A 17,692-nucleotide genomic window follows, 5' to 3' on the forward strand; every position below is an offset into this window, starting at 1 on the left:
GGGTCGGCTGCTCGCGCGCTCATAACAGTGGGGCCACGTCGTCGACGACGTCGATGTCCGCGAAGACGACGACGTGATCTCCGACCTGCGGGACGGTGTCGCCCCGGGGCGCGATGAACTCCCGCTCGCGCGTGATCGCCCCGATCACCACACCGTTCGGGAGGTCTTGTGCGGACTCTCGGATTGGGCGCCCGGCGAGGATGCTCTCCTCGTCGACTTCGATTTCGAGCACCTCGGCCTTGTCGGACTCGATGAGCGCGACGTTCTCGGCGTCTCCCTCGCGGGTGAACCGCGAGATCTCCTCTGCGACGACCCCGCGTGGACTCACGCCCACGTCGACGCCGACGGTCTCGAAGAGGTCGACGTACTCGCTGGTGTCGATGATGGCGATGGTCCGCTCGACGCCCATCCGCGCCGCCAGCAAGGACACGAGGAGGTTCTTCTCGTCGGAGTCGAGCGTCGAGACAACCACGTCCGCGTCGCCGACGTGCTCGCGTTCGAGGAACTCGATGTCGGTCGCGTCGGACTCCATCACGACCGTATTCGGGAGTCGCTCGGCGAGGTTGCGCGCGCGCTCGCCGTCTTGCTCGACGAGTCGCGGCTTGAATCCGCGATCTTCGAGCAGGCGCGCGACGTGATAGCCGATCTCCGAGCCGCCGACGATGACGACCTCCTCGGCGGTGCCGGGCGATTCGTCGGGTTCGACCGAGCGGGCGAACTGCTGGACGCTCTCTGGCGAGCCGATGACGATGACGCGGTCGTCGGCGTTGATGACCGTCTCGCCGCGCGCGATCTCCACGCAGCCGTTTCTGAGTATGGCCACGAACGTCAGCGAGTCGAAACGGTCCGCCTCCGCGACGGTCTGATTCGCCACCGGGCTGTCGGCGTCGACCTCGAACTCGGCCATCTGCACCTGACCGCCGGCGAAGGGATCGACGTCGCGTGCGGCCGGTAAGCCGATCATCCGGACGATCGACTCCGCGGCCAGGAGGTTCGTACAGACCATGAAGTCGACGCCGAACGCTCGCGAAGAGCGCTCCCAGGTTCGGAGGTACTCGGTGTTTTTCACCCGCGCGATCGTGAAGGCGTCCGAGATGGCCTTCACGGTCGAGCAGACGACGATGTTCGTCTCGTCGTCGTCCGTCGAGGCGATCACCATATCGGTCTCCTCGATGCCGGCCTCTTCGAGCGTCGCCACCGACGTGCCGTCGCCAGTCACGCCGAGCACGTCGAACGAGTAGTTCAGCTCCTCGGTCCGCTCGCTGTCGCAGTCGACGACGATAACCTCGTGGGCGTCTGCGAGGTCGGCTGCGATGCTCGATCCGACCTGTCCCGCCCCGACGATGACTACGCGCACTGACGACCACCCGGATTCATCTTTCGGATGTGCCTGGCGAAGGCGTATCGCTCTTTCGGCATCGCCCTGTCCCTGCGGATGAGTCCCGCCCCTGGCGGCGACCCGTTCCGCGCGGGCAGCGCGGCTCAGCCCGCTTCAGACTTCGACCGCCGCTCGACGGTCAACTCGACCGGTCGCGCCGACCCTTCGAGGTCGGCGACGACGCGCTCGACCAGACGTTCGGCCTCGCTCGTGATCGCGGGCTTGATCTTCTCGACGACCCAGCCCAGCGAGACGAACCGCGGGAGGTCGATCCCGCCCTCGTTCGCCGAGGACGGATCGTACGCCACCTCGAACGAGACGCGCGAGGCGGCTTCGGCGTCGTCGGGGGCGTCTTCCGGCACCTCGTCGAGCGCTTCGATCCGCCAGCGGCCGCTGGCGTCGAGATTCTTCACGATCCGCCACTCGATGCGTTCTGGGGGGTCGACCTCCGTCACCTCCGATTCGACGGTGTAGGTGAGCTTCCACCAGGCGAAGCGCATCGCATAGCGCGTCCCTGCGCCGCCGTCGCCGCGTCGTCTGGCGACGTTCCGGAGGTGTTTCGAGTAGTCCGCATAGCGAGGGAAATCGACGAGAAATTCGTAGGTCTCCTCGGGCGGGAGATACACGACGGTGCTGACGACGAGTTCGTCCACGCGGACTCGTTGGGCGGCGGCACAGAAAGCGTTGTGGGCAGCACCGTGTGCCGACACCGGATATCGCCCTGTGAGACGCTATCGTACCCGATATCGGGTGCCGACCACAACGTACTTGTCTCGAAGCATTCATATCCGATACGATGGTCGGTTCGACCCTCCGGGACATCAGCCGGCACGTCGACTGCCTCGCGGCGCGGGACGGCCCCTACGCCGTCGTCTGCGGGCGGACGGGCTGTGAGCCACACCCCGTCTCGGGGCTGCGTTTCGACGATAGAGACACGGCCGCGGAGGCGGCCGAGGCCGCCTCAGAGTACCGCGCGACGCTTCGTCAGTACGACCCACAGGTCCCCTTCTACGAGCCACTGGTCCACGACGTCGAGGACGGACCGGCGGGGCTCGCGGCCGCGGGCGACGACGACAGACGACTGCGCTATCTCTCGTTCTGCCACGACGTCGCCGGCGCGATCTTCGAGGCGTTTACCGACGCGGGTCTCCGCGAGGTCGAATCCGCGGCGATGGAGACGTATCTCACGCTCGCGGAGGTCGTCAGCGACCGCGACGACTTCTGTCTCACGATGCTGTGGAGTATGACGAGCGAACTCGCCCACCGGACCACTCGGACCGAACACCTGCCTGTCGTCGACGCCGCGGCCGACTCGCTTCGAGGGCCACGCGCCCCGACAGCGATGCGGCCGGACGAGGGAGTCCGTGCGGCCGTCGAACACCTCGAACACGTCGGATTCGTCGGCTCGCAGTCCGTCTCGCCCGCACGGGGCGACGGCTGGGAGGTGACGCTCGGCGAGTATGCCCTCGCCGAGCGGACCGGGCGTCTCCCGACGCTCCCGATCTCGATCGCGCTCGCCCAGCGGCTGCCGGAGACGCCGTTCCGCTTCGCTGCGGCGACCCCGCTCGGTGACCGCCGCTGGCGACTCCGGATCGAACCGGGGGCGGTGCCGGACGGCCTCGTCTCGATCGACGCGACCGACGATCAGCGACTGTACGACACCGACTCGGAGTACTGACGATCAACGCTTTCGTCGCCCGCCCCAACCGTGAGACTCATCGGCTGTGCCAACCTCTCGGCGGGTATGTCCGAACACCCCACAGACGCCAGTACTGCGCCGAGCGACAGTGATGCCGGTACTGACTTCTCCGATTCGATCCCCGACGGCGGTGATTCGAACGCCGCAGACGTCCTCGTCGTCGGCGGGGGCGTCGCCGGGCTAACGGCCGCGACGTTCACCGCCCGCGCGGGACTCGACACCCTCGTCGTCGATGCCGACGAGAGCATCCTGGCCCGGAACGCACACTTAGAGAACGTGCCTGGGTTCCCGGCCGGCATCAACTCACGTCAATTCCTCGACCTCCTGCGCGAGCAGGCCGACGCGAACGGCGTCCGGCGACAGACGGGGCGCGTCCGCGACGTCGCGCGAGACGGCGACGGATTCGAAGTCGCAGTGGCGGCTGGCAACGACGCAACGCCAGCGGAGCGAACGATCAGCGCCGACGCCGTCGTCGCTGCGTCGTGGTCCGACGTCTCCTACCTCGAGAACCTCGGCGTCGACACGCGCGATGCGGGATCGAAGACGTACGTCGAGGTGGACGACCTCGGGCGGACGAACGTCGAGGGCGTCTACGCCGCGGGTCGGCTGACCGAGAAGTATCACCAGGCAGTCGTCGCCGCGGGCCACGGCGCCGAGGTCGGCCTGACCGTCGTTCACGACTCCGAGACGCCGTACTACAACGACTGGGTGACGCCCGAGGGCTACTTCACCGACCGCGGCCGCGAGGTCCCGCCGGGCTGTGAGGAGATCGACGCCGCCGAGCGCGACCGCCGTGATTCGGCGTCCCGCGACCGAATGCGCGAGGCGTTCACCGAGGCGCATCCGGAGCCCCAGCGGACGCATCCGAGCCTCGTCGACGACGAACTGGGCCGACTCGACGAGTAGCCGTTTTGCTCCCTCCCCGCTCGCGCGGAGGGAGCCAGACCGGGGAGTTTTACCCCGCCGCCGTCGAACCCTCGGGCGATGTTAGACGGCGTCAACGTCGCGCTCGGCGTCTCGGGGAGCATCGCCGCCGTGAAGGTGGTCGAACTCGCCCACGAGTTGCGACGCCAGGGGGCGAACGTCCGCGGGGTGATGACCGAGAGCGCACAGGGAATCATCCACCCGTGGGCGCTCGAATTCGCGACGGGCAACGACGTGGTGACCGAACTCACCGGGCGCGTCGAACACGTCGAACTCTGCGGTCGCGACGGCTGGGCCGACGTGCTATTGCTCGCGCCCGCGACGGCGAACACGGTCGGCAAGATCGCGAGTGCGATCGACGACACGCCGGTGACGACCTGCGCGACGACCGCGCTCGGCGCGGACCTGCCGGTCGTGATCGCGCCCGCGATGCACGAACCGATGTACGACCACCCGGGCGTGCTGGACGCCATCGACCGCGTCGAGTCCTGGGGCGTCGATTTCGTCGATCCGCGGATCGAGGAGGGGAAAGCGAAGATCGCGACCGAAGACGCCATCGTCACCGCCACCGCGCGCGCGACCACCGAACGGACGCTCGCGGGCCGCCACGTGGTCGTCACCTCGGGCGCGACCGCAGAAGAGATCGACCCCGTCAGGATTCTCACGAACCGCGCGTCGGGCAAGACCGGCCGCGCCGTCGCCCGCGCCTGCCACGTCCGCGGGGCCGACGTCACGCTCGTCCACGACGCCGGCGACATCCACTACGCGGACACCGTGACCGTCGAATCCGCCGCCGAGATGCGGGATGCGGTCCTCGCCGCGGTCGGTGGAACCGATGCCGACGGCGACGCGCCCGCCGCGGACGTCGTCGTGTCCGCGGCCGCTATCTCCGATTACACGGTCGAAGCTGCCGCCGAGAAACTCCGTTCGGGCGACCACCGCACGCTCGAACTCGAACCGACGCCGAAACTCCTCGACGGGGTGCGCGAGGCGTATCCGGACCTCCCGATCGTCGGCTTCAAAGCCGAAACGTCTGGCGACGACGAGAAGATGGTCGCAGCCGCTCGCAACATCCTCGAACGGACGGACCTCGCGTTCGTCGTCGCCAACGACGCGTCCGTAATGGGCGACGACGAGACGCGGACGCTGTTCGTCGACGCCGACGAGGTCGACGAGTTCTCGGGATCGAAGACGGCGCTCGGCGGTGCGATCGCGGACCGGATCGCCGTAACGGTTCGCGACTGAACGCCTCCACGCCGCGCTCGTCGCTCTGTTCCACTAGCCCCGCGCCACGTCGTTGGCGTCGGCAATCACCTTGTAGACGAAGCCGATCAGGCCACCCAGGACGGCGACGAACCCGACGAGGAAGACGATCGCTGCGAGGAGTTGCCCCACGAACCCGGCACCGCCGCCCCGGATCGCCCAATTCGACGCGAACCACCCACCGAGGAGCAACGCGACGTAGCCGGCCAGGACCACGGCGTACAGAACGGCCATCTCCCGACCGAGCGCGTACTGTAACGCGTCTCGTGCGCTAACTGTTGCCATACCCTCTCTACGGTATCTTCGCGAATAACGGCTGCGTCGCTCGGGGCGACACTGCCCGGTCGGGGGACCGTCTCACTCCCCGCCGCTGCTGTCTGACCCGAACGGGCTGTAGGGGTTGGTGTACTCGTTGCGGATGATCTCCTCTTCGACGATCTCGAAGCCGAGTGAGCTGAGCTCCCGGCCGATCCGGCTCAGATCGTCGCTGTCACGGCCGACGGCAGTGATGTGAACGTTCTCCTCGCCGGTCATAATCTCTCTGACGGAGATCACGCCCTCGACGTCGAGCGCTTGCTCGGCCAACCGCTCGCGCTCGGGGATCGGAGCCGTACAGAAGATGATCGTGTAGAGCTGATACCCCATCCGCTCGTAGTCGACGTCGACGTGTGTCCCCCGGATGATCCCCTCCGATTCGAGCTTTCCGATCCGGTTTCTAACCGTGCTCGCGGAGACGCCCTTCGTCTCGGCGATGTCGCTGCTGGATGTGTGTCTGGCGTCTTTCTGGAGCGCATAGACGATGTAGCGGTCGAGATCGTCAAGATCGACTGCGGCCATACTCTGTGTGCAAATCGAATCATAGATAGGTGTTGTGCTTGTGGCGACAGCGTCAGTGGGGGAGCTATAGGGAGTATCGTAACTGTTCGGAGATTCTCGCTGTCCCGTCCGGCGAGAAATCTATGGAGACGTACGATAATCCCTCTCAGAACACCCAGCGTTCGAGCATCTGAGCGATCCGCCCGCGGCGCTGTGAGTCCTCCGGGTGGACGACGAGCACGGGACGGTTCGCCGTCGCGAGATACGACGCGATCCCGTCGTTACCGCGTTCCGCGGCGCTAACGACGAGGAGGTCCGGAGCGGTCGGCTCCGACTCCGGGTGCGTCGCCGTCCCGCCGTCGGTGAACGGTGCGTGGCTCGAAACCGGGGCCGAACACAGCTCGGCTACGTCGCCGTGATAGTCTCGGAGCGTTCGCTTCGCGACGACGGACTCGTCCTCGCGATCCACGTACCTGAACGCGATCGATCCAGCGGCCGACGTGGCGATCGCGTCCGCGATGGCGACTTTCGCCGGATCGTACGGGCCTTCGTCTGAGAGCACGCCGACGACGTCCACGTCGTCGAGCCCTCCGGGCTCGGCGTGCAAGAGCGCGACGTCACAGGGTGCGTGCCGCCGAACCCAGTCGACGTCGGAGCCGAACAGCCGTCCGCGGAGCCCTGCGGGCGTCGCCGTCTCCTCGGTGAGGAGGAGATCGACCGACTCGTGGGCGGCGTAGTTGACGGCGGCGTGGCGCACGTCGTGACAGACGATCGTCCCGCTTTTCACGGGCACGTCGAACTCGCAGTCGAGTTCGCTCGTCTGCTCGTCGAAGCGAACGTCTGCGGGGGTCTCCGTCTCGGAGGCGTACGTCAGCGGGACCTGATCCGGGACCTGCTCGAATCGCACGACAGCGACCTCTCCATCGTGGGTTCGAGCGAGGTCGGACGCGATGCGAACGAACGACCGTTCTTCGCCCTTCGAGACGGCGTGATCGAGAGCGACGAGCACGCGGTAGCCGCTGGCCCACTCGTCGAGCGCCTGCTGCGTCCGATCGACGGCGTTGCGGCCGACCTGCCGGCGAACGGCGTCGACGGCAACGCCTTCGCGATCGACGCGGCGGCGACCGTAGAGGAGGAACCAGGCGACGCCGACAGCGATCAGCGCGACTGCGCCGACGAACGGGACCAGTCCCATCTGCGTCAACAACACGAGACCGCTGAGGACGCCGACGATCTGGACCCACGGATACAGCGGTGCGGTGAACGCCGGGTCATACTCGGCGTTGCCCTCTCGGAACGCGACGAGCGCGACGTTGATCAGGACGAAGATGAGGATCTGGAAGGCGCTCGCGAGCTTTGCGATCTCTAAGAGCGGGACGAACGCGATCAGCACCAGCAGTACGACACCGGTGAGCGTGATCGAGTTCGAGGGCGTCCCGAAGCGCTCGCTCACGGTCGCCATCGAGGCGGGGACGAGATCGTCGCGCGCCATCGCGAAGGGGTATCGCGACGAGGAGAGGATCCCGGCGTTCGCCGTGCTCACGAGCGCGAGGATCGCGGCGAGGACCACGGCGACGACTCCGGGGGTTCCCAGCGTCGCCCCGGCGGCGACGGCCATCGGGGTCGCGCTCTCGGCGATCCGCGTCGGCTCCGTGACGCCGATCATCACCGCGACGATCAGCACGTAGAGGACTGTCGTGAACGCGAGCGACCCGAGGATCCCGAGCGGGATGTTGCGGTCGGGATCGGCGACCTCCTCGGCGACGCTCGCGACCTTCGTGACGCCTGCGTAGGATACGAACACTAGCCCGGTGGCCGCCAACAGACCGCCCGCGCCGCCGCCGAAGAACGGCGCGTAGTTTGGCTGTCGGACCGACGGGCCGCCCCCGACGACGAACCACACGAGTGCGGCGAGCATCACGACCACGATGGCGACCTGCAGTCGGCCGGTCTGTTTCGCCCCGAGGACGTTCACCACGACGAGGAGCGCCGCCAGCGCAAGCGCGACCTGTGTCGTGGCGCCGGGCGACACGTCGAACAGCAACAGGAGGTAGGGAACGCCGCCGACGAGCGCGAGCGCGCCTTTGAACGACAGCGCGAACCACGTTCCGATGCCCGCGACAGTGCCCAAAAGCGGCCCCATCCCGCGTTCGATGAACAGGTAGGTGCCGCCCGCCTCCGGCATCGCCGTCGCCATCTCGGCTTTCGCGAGGGCGGCCGGAACCACGAGCACGCCCGCGATGAGGTACGCGAGGATGACGGCCGGGCCCGCAATCTCGACCGCGAGGGCCGGGAGGATGAAGATGCCGCTGCCGACCATCGCGCCGATGCTGATGGCGAGCACCGCCGGGAGCCCGAGGTCGCGTTCGAGCGTCTTCGGCACGTCACCTCACCGTCCGGTCGGTCGATCGATCGGCACCCTCGGCGACGGCGCCCCGCGTCGGACTGTCCTCGATCGAATCGGCGTTTTCCTCTGCGGTCGTGAGCGCCGAAATCCGGACGTCGAGCGCGGCCGCAGTGGTCTCGGCGACGCAGACGGTATCGACGTCCAGTTCGTCGAACGCCTCGCGGTTTCGCGGGTCGTTGACGAGAACGACGAGATCGATATCGGTCTCGCGCAGTCGTAACCGCTGGGCCAACAGGAGGTTCATCCCGTCGTTGTCGCCTGTGAGGACCACGACCTCCGCGTTGCGAGCCGTTTCGACGGTCGTAGAGTCGGTGTCCGTCACTGGTGCGTGGGTCGCGGTCACTCCGTTCGACCCCGCGGCCTCGACGGCTGTTTCGCTTCCGTCGACGAACCCGACGTCGCCCGTTGCTGGATGGTCTGTGAGGTCCTCTGCGAGACGACGACCGATCTGGCCGCCACCGAGGACGAGTATGTGTGTATCTGTCATCGTGAAGTGTCACGGGACGGCTTCGTGGCAGTCACGCGAATAACTATAGAGGACAGAACGTCATAAATTCTTTCTTAAATTGCTGAATTGTCCTAGTAGTATGGCATTATTAAACAAACAGTCCGACCTATCGGCGTGAGTGGGTTACTGCCGCTCTCTGCTCTTGGCACCACGAGACGCAGTCTGCGCCCGCGGCAACTCGGCACTGACACAGACAAGGCCGAAAAACGAGTGGGGGGTAGAGAGTACCCAGAGACCTGACGAGTGTCGGTCTACAGCAATCCGGCGAGCGTCGCCGCCAACACGACGATGACGAGGAGCACGCTCGTGGCGATGCTCGCTCTGAGGCTTCCCTCTTTCAACGAACTCCCCTCGCGGCCGACGACCGCGGTCGCCGGTCCGCGAATCACACCGTAGGGGTCGGACGCGGCGTCGAGCGCCGCGTTGGCCGTCGCGACGACAGCGCGGTCGACGGTAGCGAACAGGTCGGTGACGCCGCGGACGAGGCCGCGCATCCCGTAGAACGTGGCCGGTTCGATGACGGCGTCGACGTCGATGCCGCTTCCGATCTTCGAGAGTGGTTTCTTGAGCACGGCGAAGCCGACGACACCGAGGAACGCGAGCAGGAAGCCCTCACCGAGGTGGCTCAGCGTGAAGGGGTGGGCGTCGGCGGTGCTGCCGGGCAGCAGCGCGAACAGCGCGTCCGGGTAGAGCCCGAGCACCACACAGAGCGCCGCGACGCCGAGCATCGCGATCCGCTGGCCGGTGACCGAGCGACGGAGGTTCCACGTCCCGCTGTGCTCTTTCAGGAACGCGTAGTAGCCGAACTTGATGAACGACATAAACGTCCCGACGCCCGCGAGAAGCAGGATGTAGAAGATACCGTCGAGGTGTTCTTTGTGCGCGGCCGCGGTGATCATCCCCTTGCTGACGAAACCGTTGAAGCCGGGGAAGCCGCTGATCGAGAGCGCCGCGGCCGTGAACGCGATCGCGGTCACCGGCAGCGCTCGACCGAGTCCGCCGAGGTACTTCAGGCTCTGCTCGTCGGTCCGCGCGATCACGACGCCCGCGGTCATGAAGAGCAGCGCCTTGTAGAGGATGTGGTTGAACACGTGTGCGAACGCGCCGGCCGTCGCCAGCGCCGTACCGACGCCGACGCCGGCGACCATATAGCCGACCTGCGACTGGATGTGGTACGACAGGAGGCGGCGCATATCGTTCTGCAGGAGCGCGTAGACGACGCCGACCAGCGCCATCGCCGCGCCCATATACGCGATCGCGAGGTTGCCGTCCGGGAAGGCGCGCGCGAGACCGTAGACGCCCGTCTTGGTCGTATAAACCGAGAGGAAGACGCTCGCGGCGACGTGCGGACGCGGGTAGGTGTCGGGCAGCCACGTGTGCAGGCCGACGAAGCCGACGTTGACGCCGATCCCGATGGCGGCGAGCACGGCTGGGATCCCCGCAGTGATGCCATCGGAGGCGCTGAAGAGGAACGACCCGACGTTCGTGTAGTGCCAGATGACCGCGGCCATCAGTAGACTCCCGCCGAGGCCGTGATAGACGGCGTAGCGGAAGCCCGCGCGGACGGCCTCGCCGCCGTAGTCCCACACGAGGAGGGTGCTCGTGACGGCCATCAGTTCCCAGAAGAACACCATCGTCAGCCAGTCGCCGGCGAAGACGGCCCCGACGCTCGTCCCGACGTAGCCGAGGGCGAACGCGGTCTGTCGGTTTTCCGCTTCCGAGGAGTACGAGTACAGCACGGCGGCCGCGCCGATGAGCCCGAAGATGACGCCCATCAGCCGGGAGAAGGCGTCGACGTTGATGAGGACCGCATCGAAGCCGAGGAACGTGGTCTGCAGGTAGACGCCCGCCGGAACCAGGAGCGACCAGACGGCGACCCCGCCGGTCGCGATCACGCCCAGCGCGTGGCCGAGGCAGCGCGAGAGGAACGGCGCGACGATCGCGACCGCCAGGATGGCGAACGCCGGTGGCACCACGGTCGGCACGTCGGCCGTCGGCAGCGTCGGCACCTCGGACGCCAGCACCGTCGCCGAGAGGTCGGCGGCGAGCGGCGAAACAGTAGCGCTCATCAGAACACCACCCCCGTAGCCTCGGCGACGACACGCTGAACGAGCGCGAGGAAGACCATCCCGCGGGGCACGAGGCCGAGCGCGACGGCCCCGGCCGCGGCGACGGTGATCGGTCCGAGCATAAACCACGTGCTCTCTTCGCCGAACCCACGGCGCTCCCAGCCGGCAGCCGGCGGGCCGCCGTGGTGCTCGTGGTGGTCGTCGGCATCGGCTTCGGTCAGCGACGTCCCCTCGTCGGAGTCGGCGTCGTGGGAGTCGGTTCCGTCGTCTGTCGCCTCGTCGCCGAGGTGGTCGCTGGGGTGTCGGTCGACGGCATACTCGCCGTCCTCTTCGACGCGGGCGTCGACCTCGATTCGACCCTCCGACTCGGAGGGCTCGACGTCGGGGTCGACGTCGGGGTCGACCGGTTCGGCGGTGTTGATGGGGACTTCCTCCGAGCCGGCAGTCTCGGGTTCGGAACCGCTCACGTCGCGCTCGACGTCCTCGCTCCGCTCACCGCTCTCGCCCCGCTCGCCGCCGTCCGTGCGGACGCGAGCCCCGCCGATCGGGAACTCGACGAGCGGTTTCGAGTCGGCGTCTTCGGGCGTCTGGAAGAACGCCTGGTAGACGATCGGCCAGAAGTAGCCGACGTTCAGGAGCCCCGAGACGAGGAGGACGCCCGCGAAGACCGCGTTGCCGGTGTCGAGACTTCCGATCAGGAGGTACCACTTGCTCACGAAGCCGGCGACGAGCGGGAGGCCTGCCATCCCGACGCTCGCGACGGCGAAGGCGGCCATCGTGACGGGCATCCGCTTACCGATCCCCGCCATATCGCTGATGTCGTCGGTGTGAGTCTCGACGTGGATCGCACCCGCACAGAAGAACAGGGTGAGCTTCATAAACGCGTGCGCCGGGATGTGCAGCAGGCCGCCGACGAGCGCCGCCGGCGAGAGCAGTCCCAACCCGAGCACGATGTACGAGAGCTGACTGATCGTCGAGTACGCGAGCCGGCGCTTCAGGTTGTCCTGTCTGAGCGCGATGATACTCGCGACGACGATGGTGACCGCGGCGACGGCCGCCAGCGGCAGTCCGACGCCGAGATTCCCGGCGGTTTCGGGCCCGAACACGTCGAGCACGACGCGCGCGATCCCGAAGACGCCGCTCTTGACGACCGCGACCGCGTGCAGGAGACCGGAGACGGGCGTCGGCGCGACCATCGCGTCCGGGAGCCACGAGTGAACCGGAATCAGTGCGGCTTTCACGCCGAATCCACCCGCCAGCAGCGCGAACGCCGCGCGTGCGACGACCGGATCGGTGCTCGCCAGATCGGCGATGCCGCCGGGCGTGAACGCGACGGTCCCGGTCGTCCAGAAGACCAGTACCGTCCCGGCCAGGACCGCGACGCCGCCGCCGAAGGTGTAAGTGAGGTACTTCCGGCCGGCCTTCCGGGCCGTGTCGCTCTCGTCGTGGGCGACGAGCGGGTACGTCGCGACGGTCAGCAGTTCGTAGAAGACGTACAGCGCGACGAGGTTCGACGCGAACGCGACCCCCAGCGCCGCCCCGACGCTGCCCGCGAACGCCGCGAAGTACCGCGTCTGGGAGTGCTCGTCGAGACCGCGCATATACCCGATGCTGTAGAAACTGGTGACGAGCCACAGCGCGCTCGCGAGCAGCGCGAAGATCATCCCGAGCGGGTCCGCGCTGAGCGTGAGGTCGATGCCGGGCACGAACGTCCCCAGCCGGGAGACGTGCGTCGTGCCGGCCAGCGTCGCGGGCACGAGGCTCGCGACGAGTCCGAACGTCCCGAGCGCCGTGAGGATGGTAAAGCCCTCGCGGACGTTCGGTCGGCGGTGCGATGCGACGATCGTGAGAATGCCGATAGCGGGCAGCAGTACCGCCGCCAGCGGCCTGAGAGAGTCGATCTCGGTCATTGGAAGTACACCTCCAGCACGGGCTCGAAGACGGCAATGAGATCAGACGCGAACAGTCCGAGGACGACCGCGCCGACCGCGGCGGCGACGACCACGATGCGGGCTTCGACGGTGATGCCCGAAGCCCCAGTCGTCTTCGCGTCGTCAGTGGACTCCGACCCCGACTCGCCGCCGTCGGGCGTCAGCGCGGCGTCGGTATCGGCCGTCGCGGTGGCGTCGGGGCCACTCACGGTGTCGGCCGTCGCCGCCGGTGCGTCCTGGAAGTACATCCGTTCGACGACGCGGGCGAAGTACGCGAGCGTCAGGAGCGTGCTCACGACCGCGACGGCGGCGACGCCCCAGCGCCCCCCCTCGACCGCCCCGAGGACGATGTGCCACTTGCCGGCGAAGCCGACTGCCGGTGGGACGCCGACGAGCGCGAACGCGAGGATGGCGAAGGCGGCGCTCACGACCGGCGCGCGGTCGGCGACGCCGGCGAGGTCGTCGACGGTTCGGCCGCCCGCGACGCCCGCGAGCGCGCCGACGCCGACGAAGAGACCCGCCTTCATTATCGCGTGACCGACCAGGTGGACGAGACCGCCGGTCACGGCCGTCGCGTTCGCGACCGCGAAGCCGGCGACCACCAGGCCGAACTGCGCGACGGAGGAGTACGCGAGCATCCGCTTGAGGTCCGACTGCAACACGGCGAGCACCGAGCCGACGACGACGCTGACGGACGCGAGGAGCACCAGCGCGTCGAGTGCGAACGGCACCGCTGCGTCGAACGCGGGCGTGAACACCGCGTAGACGAGGCGGAACAGCGCGTACGCCGCCGCCGTCGAGACGAGCGCGGAGATGTACGCAGTGACGCTGTCGGGCGATTCGGCGTAGGCGCCCGGCTGCCACGTGTGCAGCGGATAGAGCGCCGACTTCACTGCGAGGCCGACGACGAGGAGCGCGAAGCCGGTCAAGACCAGCGGCGAGTCGTAGCCGACTGCCTGCAGTTGCGTCGACAGGTCGGCCATATTCAGCGTCCCCGTCGCGATGTAGAGGTAGCCGACGCCGAGCAGATACAGCGAGGCGCCGATGGTCCCGACGAGGAGATACTTCAGGCTCGCGAGCGCCGCGGCGGGCGAGCGGCCCGTCGCGACCAGCGCGTAGGTCGCCAGCCCGGTGATCTCGATGAAGACGTACAGATTGAACACGTCGCCCGTGACGAACACGCCGGAGATGCCCGCGGTGAGCAACAGCAGTTCGCTGTAGAAGCTATTCGAGTCCGGGCCGGTCCGCCGCGCGTAGAGGACGACGGCGACGGTCACGACAGACACCAGGACGACGAGCGTCGCCGAGATGCCGTCGGCGACGAGTTCGATGCCGAACGGCGGCGTGTAGCCGCCGACGGCGTAGGTGAACCGCCCCGTAGAGAACACTTTCGCCGCGACGGTCACGGAGAGTCCGAGGTGGGCGAGCGCGGCGAGCGCGGCCGCGACCCAGCCGGCGCCGTCCCACAGGCGTCCGAGCGCGATCGGCACGAGCGCGAGTACGATCGGGACCACTACGAGAAGCGCGATAGCGTCAGTCATTCAGTTTGCACCTCCCGGATGGCTTCCTCGTCGAGCGTCCCGTACGCGTCGTAGATGCGCACGATGAGCGCGAGCGCCACCGCGGTCAGGCTGACCCCGACGACGATGGCGGTGAGGATGAGCACGTGCGGTAGCGGGCTGGCGTACGTCCCGACTGCGTCTCCGTGGACTACCGGCGGCACAGCGCCGTCGACGTAGCCGCTCGTGACGAAGAACAGGAAGATGCCGACCTGGAAGATGTTCAGGCCGATGACTTTCTTCACCAGGTTCGGACTCGCAGTGACGCCGTACAGCCCGATGGCGACGAGCGCGACGAACACGAGGTAGTTGTAGTGGGTCGCGAGCAGGTCGATCACGCTCGCTCACCTCCTGCGGCGTCGCCGTCTCCATTGCCATTTCCGTTCCCTCCACCGTTTCCGACGGACTGGAAGTCCCCCTGTGAGAGGCTGAAGAAGAGGCTCACGAGGACGCCGGAGACGACTGCTCCGATCCCGAGTTCGACGAGTTCGATGCCGTATTTCACGCCGTCGATCCCGAAGCCGTAGGCGGGGTATTCGAGGAACGCACCGCCCGAGAGCAGCGCGCCCAGTCCGATGAGCGCGAACGTGCCGCCGCCGGAGGCGATCGCGATCTGTGCGAGCGGCCCTTCCAGCCACGCCCGCGTCGGTTCGATGCCGAAGGCGAACGCAAGTAGCAGGACCGCCGAGGCGACGATGACGCCGCCCTGGAAGCCGCCGCCTGCGGACTCCGCCCCGTGGAACATCACGAACACCCCGAACGTGAAGACGAACGGGACGACCACGCGGACGGTCGTCATAATGATGGTACTCTCGACGTAGGTTCGGTTCGGATCTGATTGGCTCATACGTACGCCTCCTGTCGAAGGACGAGAAGCACCGCGAGGCCGGCGGCGATGACCACCGTCGCCTCGCCGAGGGTGTCGAACCCACGGTAGGCGGCCAACACGGCGGTCACGACGTTCTCGACGCCGGTCTCGGGGTAGGCGTTCTGCAGGTAGTACTCCGTGATCCGCGACGTCGCGACCGGCGCCTCGCTGGAGCCGACCGCCGGAAGCGATCGGATCGTCGTCAGCAGCGCGCCGACCAGGACCGCGACGATCGCGACGGACCGCCAGGCGATCCGCTCGAAGAGTCGCTCACCGCCCGGGCGGACGGTCTTCGCGATCGTCACGAGGAACAATACCGTGGTGATGCCGGCGCCGACGGCCGCTTCGGTCAGCGCGACGTCCGGGGCGGCCAGCAGGATCCACGCGACGGCGATGCCGAAGCTGAACGCTGCGAACGCAATGATCGCATTGAGGACGTCCCGCAAGAGGATCGCGGCGATCGCAGCCAGCACGGCGAACGTGAGGATGACCGCGAGCGAGGTCGAAACGGGCGTCACTCCTCACCCTCCGTTGTCCACGGGGCGATGCCCTGATCGTAGGCTGCCCGCGTGATCGCGTGGGCGGCCGTCGGGTTGGTCACGAACAGGAACAGCCCGAGCAGGGCCGTCTTCGCGACGGCCAGGTCCGCGCCGAAGACCAGCGCGACGCCGCTCAGCGTCAGGATGATCCCGAGCGTGTCACTCTTCGAGGTCGCGTGCGCGCGTGTGTAGAGATCTGGGAGGCGGACGATGCCGACCACCGCGACGAACCCGAAGAACGTTCCCGCAGCGACCAGCAAGATGATCAGGATCTCCGTGATGGACATTCAGATCACCCCGCCGCGTTCGACGGTGAACTTCGAGATGGCGATGCTCATCAGGAAGTTCAACATCCCGTAGACGAGGGCGATGTCGAGGAATCCCGGCTGATCGAGCGCCGCCGCCAGCAGCGCGAGCACGACGACCGCGTTCGTTCCGATCCCGTTGACCGCGATGACGCGGTCCTGCATCGTCGGCCCCGCGACGATCCGGTAGACCAACACGATGGCGAACAGGACGAACGCGCCCGCCGCGGTCAGAAGCACCGTATCGACGAGTCCGGAGACCGCCATTATTCGGCCTCCTCCGTCGATTCCGCGATCGGTTCGCCGTCGGGGCCGAGAAGCGAGATGCTCCCGCGCTCCGTCGGGGTCGGGATCCGCGCGCCCGAGCGACCGTAGTAGACGAACCGGACCGCCCGCTCTAAGCTCCCGGCGGCGAGGTCGTCGCGGGCGTCACCGGTCAGCGTGTGGATGTCGAGCCCGTCGCGGCCGATGTCGACCGTCAGCGTCCCCGGCGTGAGCGTGATGCTGTTCGCGAGCGTCGTCACCGGAAGACCGCCCCAGACCGCGGCGCGGAACCGCCGCATCTCGGGGTCGATCGGGAGATCCGGGTGGAGGATGATGTACGCGATCGCGATGTTGGCTTTCGTGATCTCCCAGACGAGATACGGAACGAAGAGGCCCAACCGCAGGATGCGAAGCGTGGTTCGGCGCGGCGAGGGCGAGGTGACGAACATAACGCTCGAGAACGCGATCGTCGCGAGCAACGCCGTGAGCCCGCCCGTCACCAGATTGAACGTGGTGAGGTGACCGCCGATGACGAGATAGAAAGCGTACGTCGCACCGAACGTTGCGAGACCTTTCGAGACGGTCGCTCGTGAGACGAGGCGCGTTCGAGTCGTCTGCCGCTCGACCGGGGCTTCTTCGACGGAGAGGTCCGACCGTGAGAGTTCCACCTCGAACGGCCGAAGCATCGGCGCGCTCCCTCCGGGCTGGAACTCCGGATCGACGACGACCCGGTCGAGCCCGATTCGGTGTGCATACTCGACGAGGATCGCCGCGAAGTCGCCGGGGCTGAAGAGATAGCGATCCGCCCCGACGATGGCCGTCTCGATCTCCACCGGCGGTTCGTCCTCTTCGTCGTAGTCGAGATCCTCTTCGGCCCAGACCGCCACCCGTTCGAGGAGGTCAGCGGCCGCCTCCGTGTCGTCGAGCGAGTCGCCGTCGACGGTGCGCCACCGTGCAGGATACACGAAGTGAACGGTGGCTTGCTCGTCGCCCTCCGTGGCACCCGAGCGCGCCTCTCGGAGGGCGTAGGCGACCGTGTTCCGGAACGTGGAGGATTCTCCGACTGGAACGAGGATCCGGGAGCTGCCGGCACTCATCAGCCACCACCCGCCTCGATCGACGCCGGCCGTTTCCCGTCGGTCACTCGGCTCATACGTTACTC

General features: G+C 67.5%; 18 protein-coding genes. 3 read left to right on the forward strand and 15 right to left on the reverse strand.

Annotation, left to right across the window (positions count from 1 at the left end):
• Nucleotides 1–19: 19 nt before the first annotated feature.
• Nucleotides 20–1,357 carry a Trk system potassium transporter TrkA gene (gene trkA / locus NO362_RS06070; protein WP_256546495.1) on the reverse strand — a complete coding sequence of 446 codons (1,338 nt, stop codon included), beginning with the start codon at nucleotides 1,355–1,357 and terminating at the stop codon, nucleotides 20–22.
• Between the two features lie 125 nt (nucleotides 1,358–1,482).
• Nucleotides 1,483–2,031 (reverse strand): type II toxin-antitoxin system RatA family toxin, encoded by a 549-nt coding sequence (locus tag NO362_RS06075; protein WP_256546496.1) that lies wholly within the window; start codon nucleotides 2,029–2,031, stop codon nucleotides 1,483–1,485.
• A 143-nt stretch (nucleotides 2,032–2,174) separates the two neighbouring features.
• On the opposite strand from NO362_RS06075, the gene NO362_RS06080 reads away from it, so the two are divergent.
• The 3 genes from NO362_RS06080 (at nucleotide 2,175) to coaBC (ending at nucleotide 5,246) form a co-directional block, all read left to right on the forward strand.
• Nucleotides 2,175–3,056: a DUF7551 domain-containing protein gene (locus NO362_RS06080; RefSeq protein WP_256546497.1), complete on the forward strand. Its 882-nt coding sequence runs from the start codon at nucleotides 2,175–2,177 to the stop codon at nucleotides 3,054–3,056.
• A gap of 66 nt (nucleotides 3,057–3,122) precedes the next feature.
• The gene (locus tag NO362_RS06085; protein WP_256546498.1) at nucleotides 3,123–3,983 is read left to right on the forward strand and encodes an FAD-dependent oxidoreductase; all 861 of its coding nucleotides are present in this window, start codon (nucleotides 3,123–3,125) and stop codon (nucleotides 3,981–3,983) included.
• A 78-nt stretch (nucleotides 3,984–4,061) separates the two neighbouring features.
• Complete coding sequence (coaBC, locus tag NO362_RS06090) at nucleotides 4,062–5,246, forward strand: bifunctional phosphopantothenoylcysteine decarboxylase/phosphopantothenate--cysteine ligase CoaBC (protein WP_256546499.1); 1,185 nt, start codon at nucleotides 4,062–4,064, stop codon at nucleotides 5,244–5,246.
• Between the two features lie 33 nt (nucleotides 5,247–5,279).
• Here coaBC and NO362_RS06095 read toward each other — a convergent pair whose 3' ends face one another.
• From NO362_RS06095 to NO362_RS06155, 13 genes are all read right to left on the reverse strand, one after another.
• The gene (locus NO362_RS06095) at nucleotides 5,280–5,549 is read right to left on the reverse strand and encodes a hypothetical protein (protein WP_256546500.1); all 270 of its coding nucleotides are present in this window, start codon (nucleotides 5,547–5,549) and stop codon (nucleotides 5,280–5,282) included.
• Nucleotides 5,550–5,621: 72 nt separating this feature from the next.
• Entirely contained in the window at nucleotides 5,622–6,101 is a 480-nt protein-coding gene (locus NO362_RS06100; RefSeq protein WP_256546501.1) for an Lrp/AsnC family transcriptional regulator, read from the reverse strand.
• A 145-nt stretch (nucleotides 6,102–6,246) separates the two neighbouring features.
• On the reverse strand, nucleotides 6,247–8,463 hold the full coding sequence (locus NO362_RS06105; RefSeq protein ID WP_256546502.1) for an amino acid permease: 2,217 nt from the start codon (nucleotides 8,461–8,463) through the stop codon (nucleotides 6,247–6,249).
• Nucleotide 8,464: 1 nt separating this feature from the next.
• Nucleotides 8,465–8,974, reverse strand: a complete 510-nt coding sequence (locus tag NO362_RS06110; protein WP_256546503.1) for an NAD-binding protein — start codon at nucleotides 8,972–8,974, stop codon at nucleotides 8,465–8,467.
• A gap of 272 nt (nucleotides 8,975–9,246) precedes the next feature.
• Nucleotides 9,247–11,064 (reverse strand): Na(+)/H(+) antiporter subunit D, encoded by a 1,818-nt coding sequence (locus NO362_RS06115; protein ID WP_256546504.1) that lies wholly within the window; start codon nucleotides 11,062–11,064, stop codon nucleotides 9,247–9,249.
• Entirely contained in the window at nucleotides 11,064–12,974 is a 1,911-nt protein-coding gene (locus NO362_RS06120) for a proton-conducting transporter transmembrane domain-containing protein (RefSeq protein WP_256546505.1), read from the reverse strand. The genes NO362_RS06115 and NO362_RS06120 overlap by 1 nt, the downstream gene beginning before the upstream one ends.
• On the reverse strand, nucleotides 12,971–14,536 hold the full coding sequence (locus NO362_RS06125) for a proton-conducting transporter transmembrane domain-containing protein (protein ID WP_256546506.1): 1,566 nt from the start codon (nucleotides 14,534–14,536) through the stop codon (nucleotides 12,971–12,973). The genes NO362_RS06120 and NO362_RS06125 overlap by 4 nt, the downstream gene beginning before the upstream one ends.
• Nucleotides 14,533–14,892, reverse strand: a complete 360-nt coding sequence (locus NO362_RS06130) for a cation:proton antiporter subunit C (RefSeq protein ID WP_256546507.1) — start codon at nucleotides 14,890–14,892, stop codon at nucleotides 14,533–14,535. The genes NO362_RS06125 and NO362_RS06130 overlap by 4 nt, the downstream gene beginning before the upstream one ends.
• Nucleotides 14,889–15,401, reverse strand: coding sequence for an MnhB domain-containing protein (locus tag NO362_RS06135; RefSeq protein WP_256546508.1), 513 nt, complete (start codon nucleotides 15,399–15,401; stop codon nucleotides 14,889–14,891). Before NO362_RS06135 ends, NO362_RS06130 begins: the two co-directional genes overlap by 4 nt.
• On the reverse strand, nucleotides 15,398–15,940 hold the full coding sequence (locus tag NO362_RS06140) for a DUF4040 domain-containing protein (RefSeq protein WP_256287914.1): 543 nt from the start codon (nucleotides 15,938–15,940) through the stop codon (nucleotides 15,398–15,400). Before NO362_RS06140 ends, NO362_RS06135 begins: the two co-directional genes overlap by 4 nt.
• On the reverse strand, nucleotides 15,937–16,248 hold the full coding sequence (gene mnhG, locus NO362_RS06145; RefSeq protein ID WP_256287915.1) for a monovalent cation/H(+) antiporter subunit G: 312 nt from the start codon (nucleotides 16,246–16,248) through the stop codon (nucleotides 15,937–15,939). Before mnhG ends, NO362_RS06140 begins: the two co-directional genes overlap by 4 nt.
• Nucleotides 16,249–16,533, reverse strand: coding sequence for a cation:proton antiporter (locus NO362_RS06150; RefSeq protein WP_256546509.1), 285 nt, complete (start codon nucleotides 16,531–16,533; stop codon nucleotides 16,249–16,251).
• A complete protein-coding gene (locus NO362_RS06155; protein WP_256546510.1) occupies nucleotides 16,533–17,627 on the reverse strand; it encodes a monovalent cation/H+ antiporter subunit E in 1,095 nt (364 codons plus the stop codon). The genes NO362_RS06150 and NO362_RS06155 overlap by 1 nt, the downstream gene beginning before the upstream one ends.
• Between the last annotated feature and the right edge of the window lie 65 nt (nucleotides 17,628–17,692).

The sequence above is a fragment of the Halobellus inordinatus genome (assembly GCF_024498335.1).
GTDB lineage: Archaea > Halobacteriota > Halobacteria > Halobacteriales > Haloferacaceae > Haloquadratum > Haloquadratum inordinatus.

Coding starts and splice junctions, on each gene's coding strand:
- NO362_RS06110 (WP_256546503.1), bottom strand. CDS start 8,974: ATGACAGATACACACATACTCGTCCTCGGTGGCGGCCAGATCGGTCGT.
- NO362_RS06100 (WP_256546501.1), bottom strand. CDS start 6,101: ATGGCCGCAGTCGATCTTGACGATCTCGACCGCTACATCGTCTATGCG.
- mnhG (WP_256287915.1), bottom strand. CDS start 16,248: ATGTCCATCACGGAGATCCTGATCATCTTGCTGGTCGCTGCGGGAACG.
- NO362_RS06135 (WP_256546508.1), bottom strand. CDS start 15,401: ATGAGCCAATCAGATCCGAACCGAACCTACGTCGAGAGTACCATCATT.
- NO362_RS06155 (WP_256546510.1), bottom strand. CDS start 17,627: ATGAGTGCCGGCAGCTCCCGGATCCTCGTTCCAGTCGGAGAATCCTCC.
- NO362_RS06125 (WP_256546506.1), bottom strand. CDS start 14,536: ATGACTGACGCTATCGCGCTTCTCGTAGTGGTCCCGATCGTACTCGCG.
- NO362_RS06120 (WP_256546505.1), bottom strand. CDS start 12,974: ATGACCGAGATCGACTCTCTCAGGCCGCTGGCGGCGGTACTGCTGCCC.
- NO362_RS06095 (WP_256546500.1), bottom strand. CDS start 5,549: ATGGCAACAGTTAGCGCACGAGACGCGTTACAGTACGCGCTCGGTCGG.
- NO362_RS06150 (WP_256546509.1), bottom strand. CDS start 16,533: ATGGCGGTCTCCGGACTCGTCGATACGGTGCTTCTGACCGCGGCGGGC.
- coaBC (WP_256546499.1), top strand. CDS start 4,062: ATGTTAGACGGCGTCAACGTCGCGCTCGGCGTCTCGGGGAGCATCGCC.
- NO362_RS06085 (WP_256546498.1), top strand. CDS start 3,123: ATGTCCGAACACCCCACAGACGCCAGTACTGCGCCGAGCGACAGTGAT.
- NO362_RS06080 (WP_256546497.1), top strand. CDS start 2,175: ATGGTCGGTTCGACCCTCCGGGACATCAGCCGGCACGTCGACTGCCTC.
- NO362_RS06115 (WP_256546504.1), bottom strand. CDS start 11,064: ATGAGCGCTACTGTTTCGCCGCTCGCCGCCGACCTCTCGGCGACGGTG.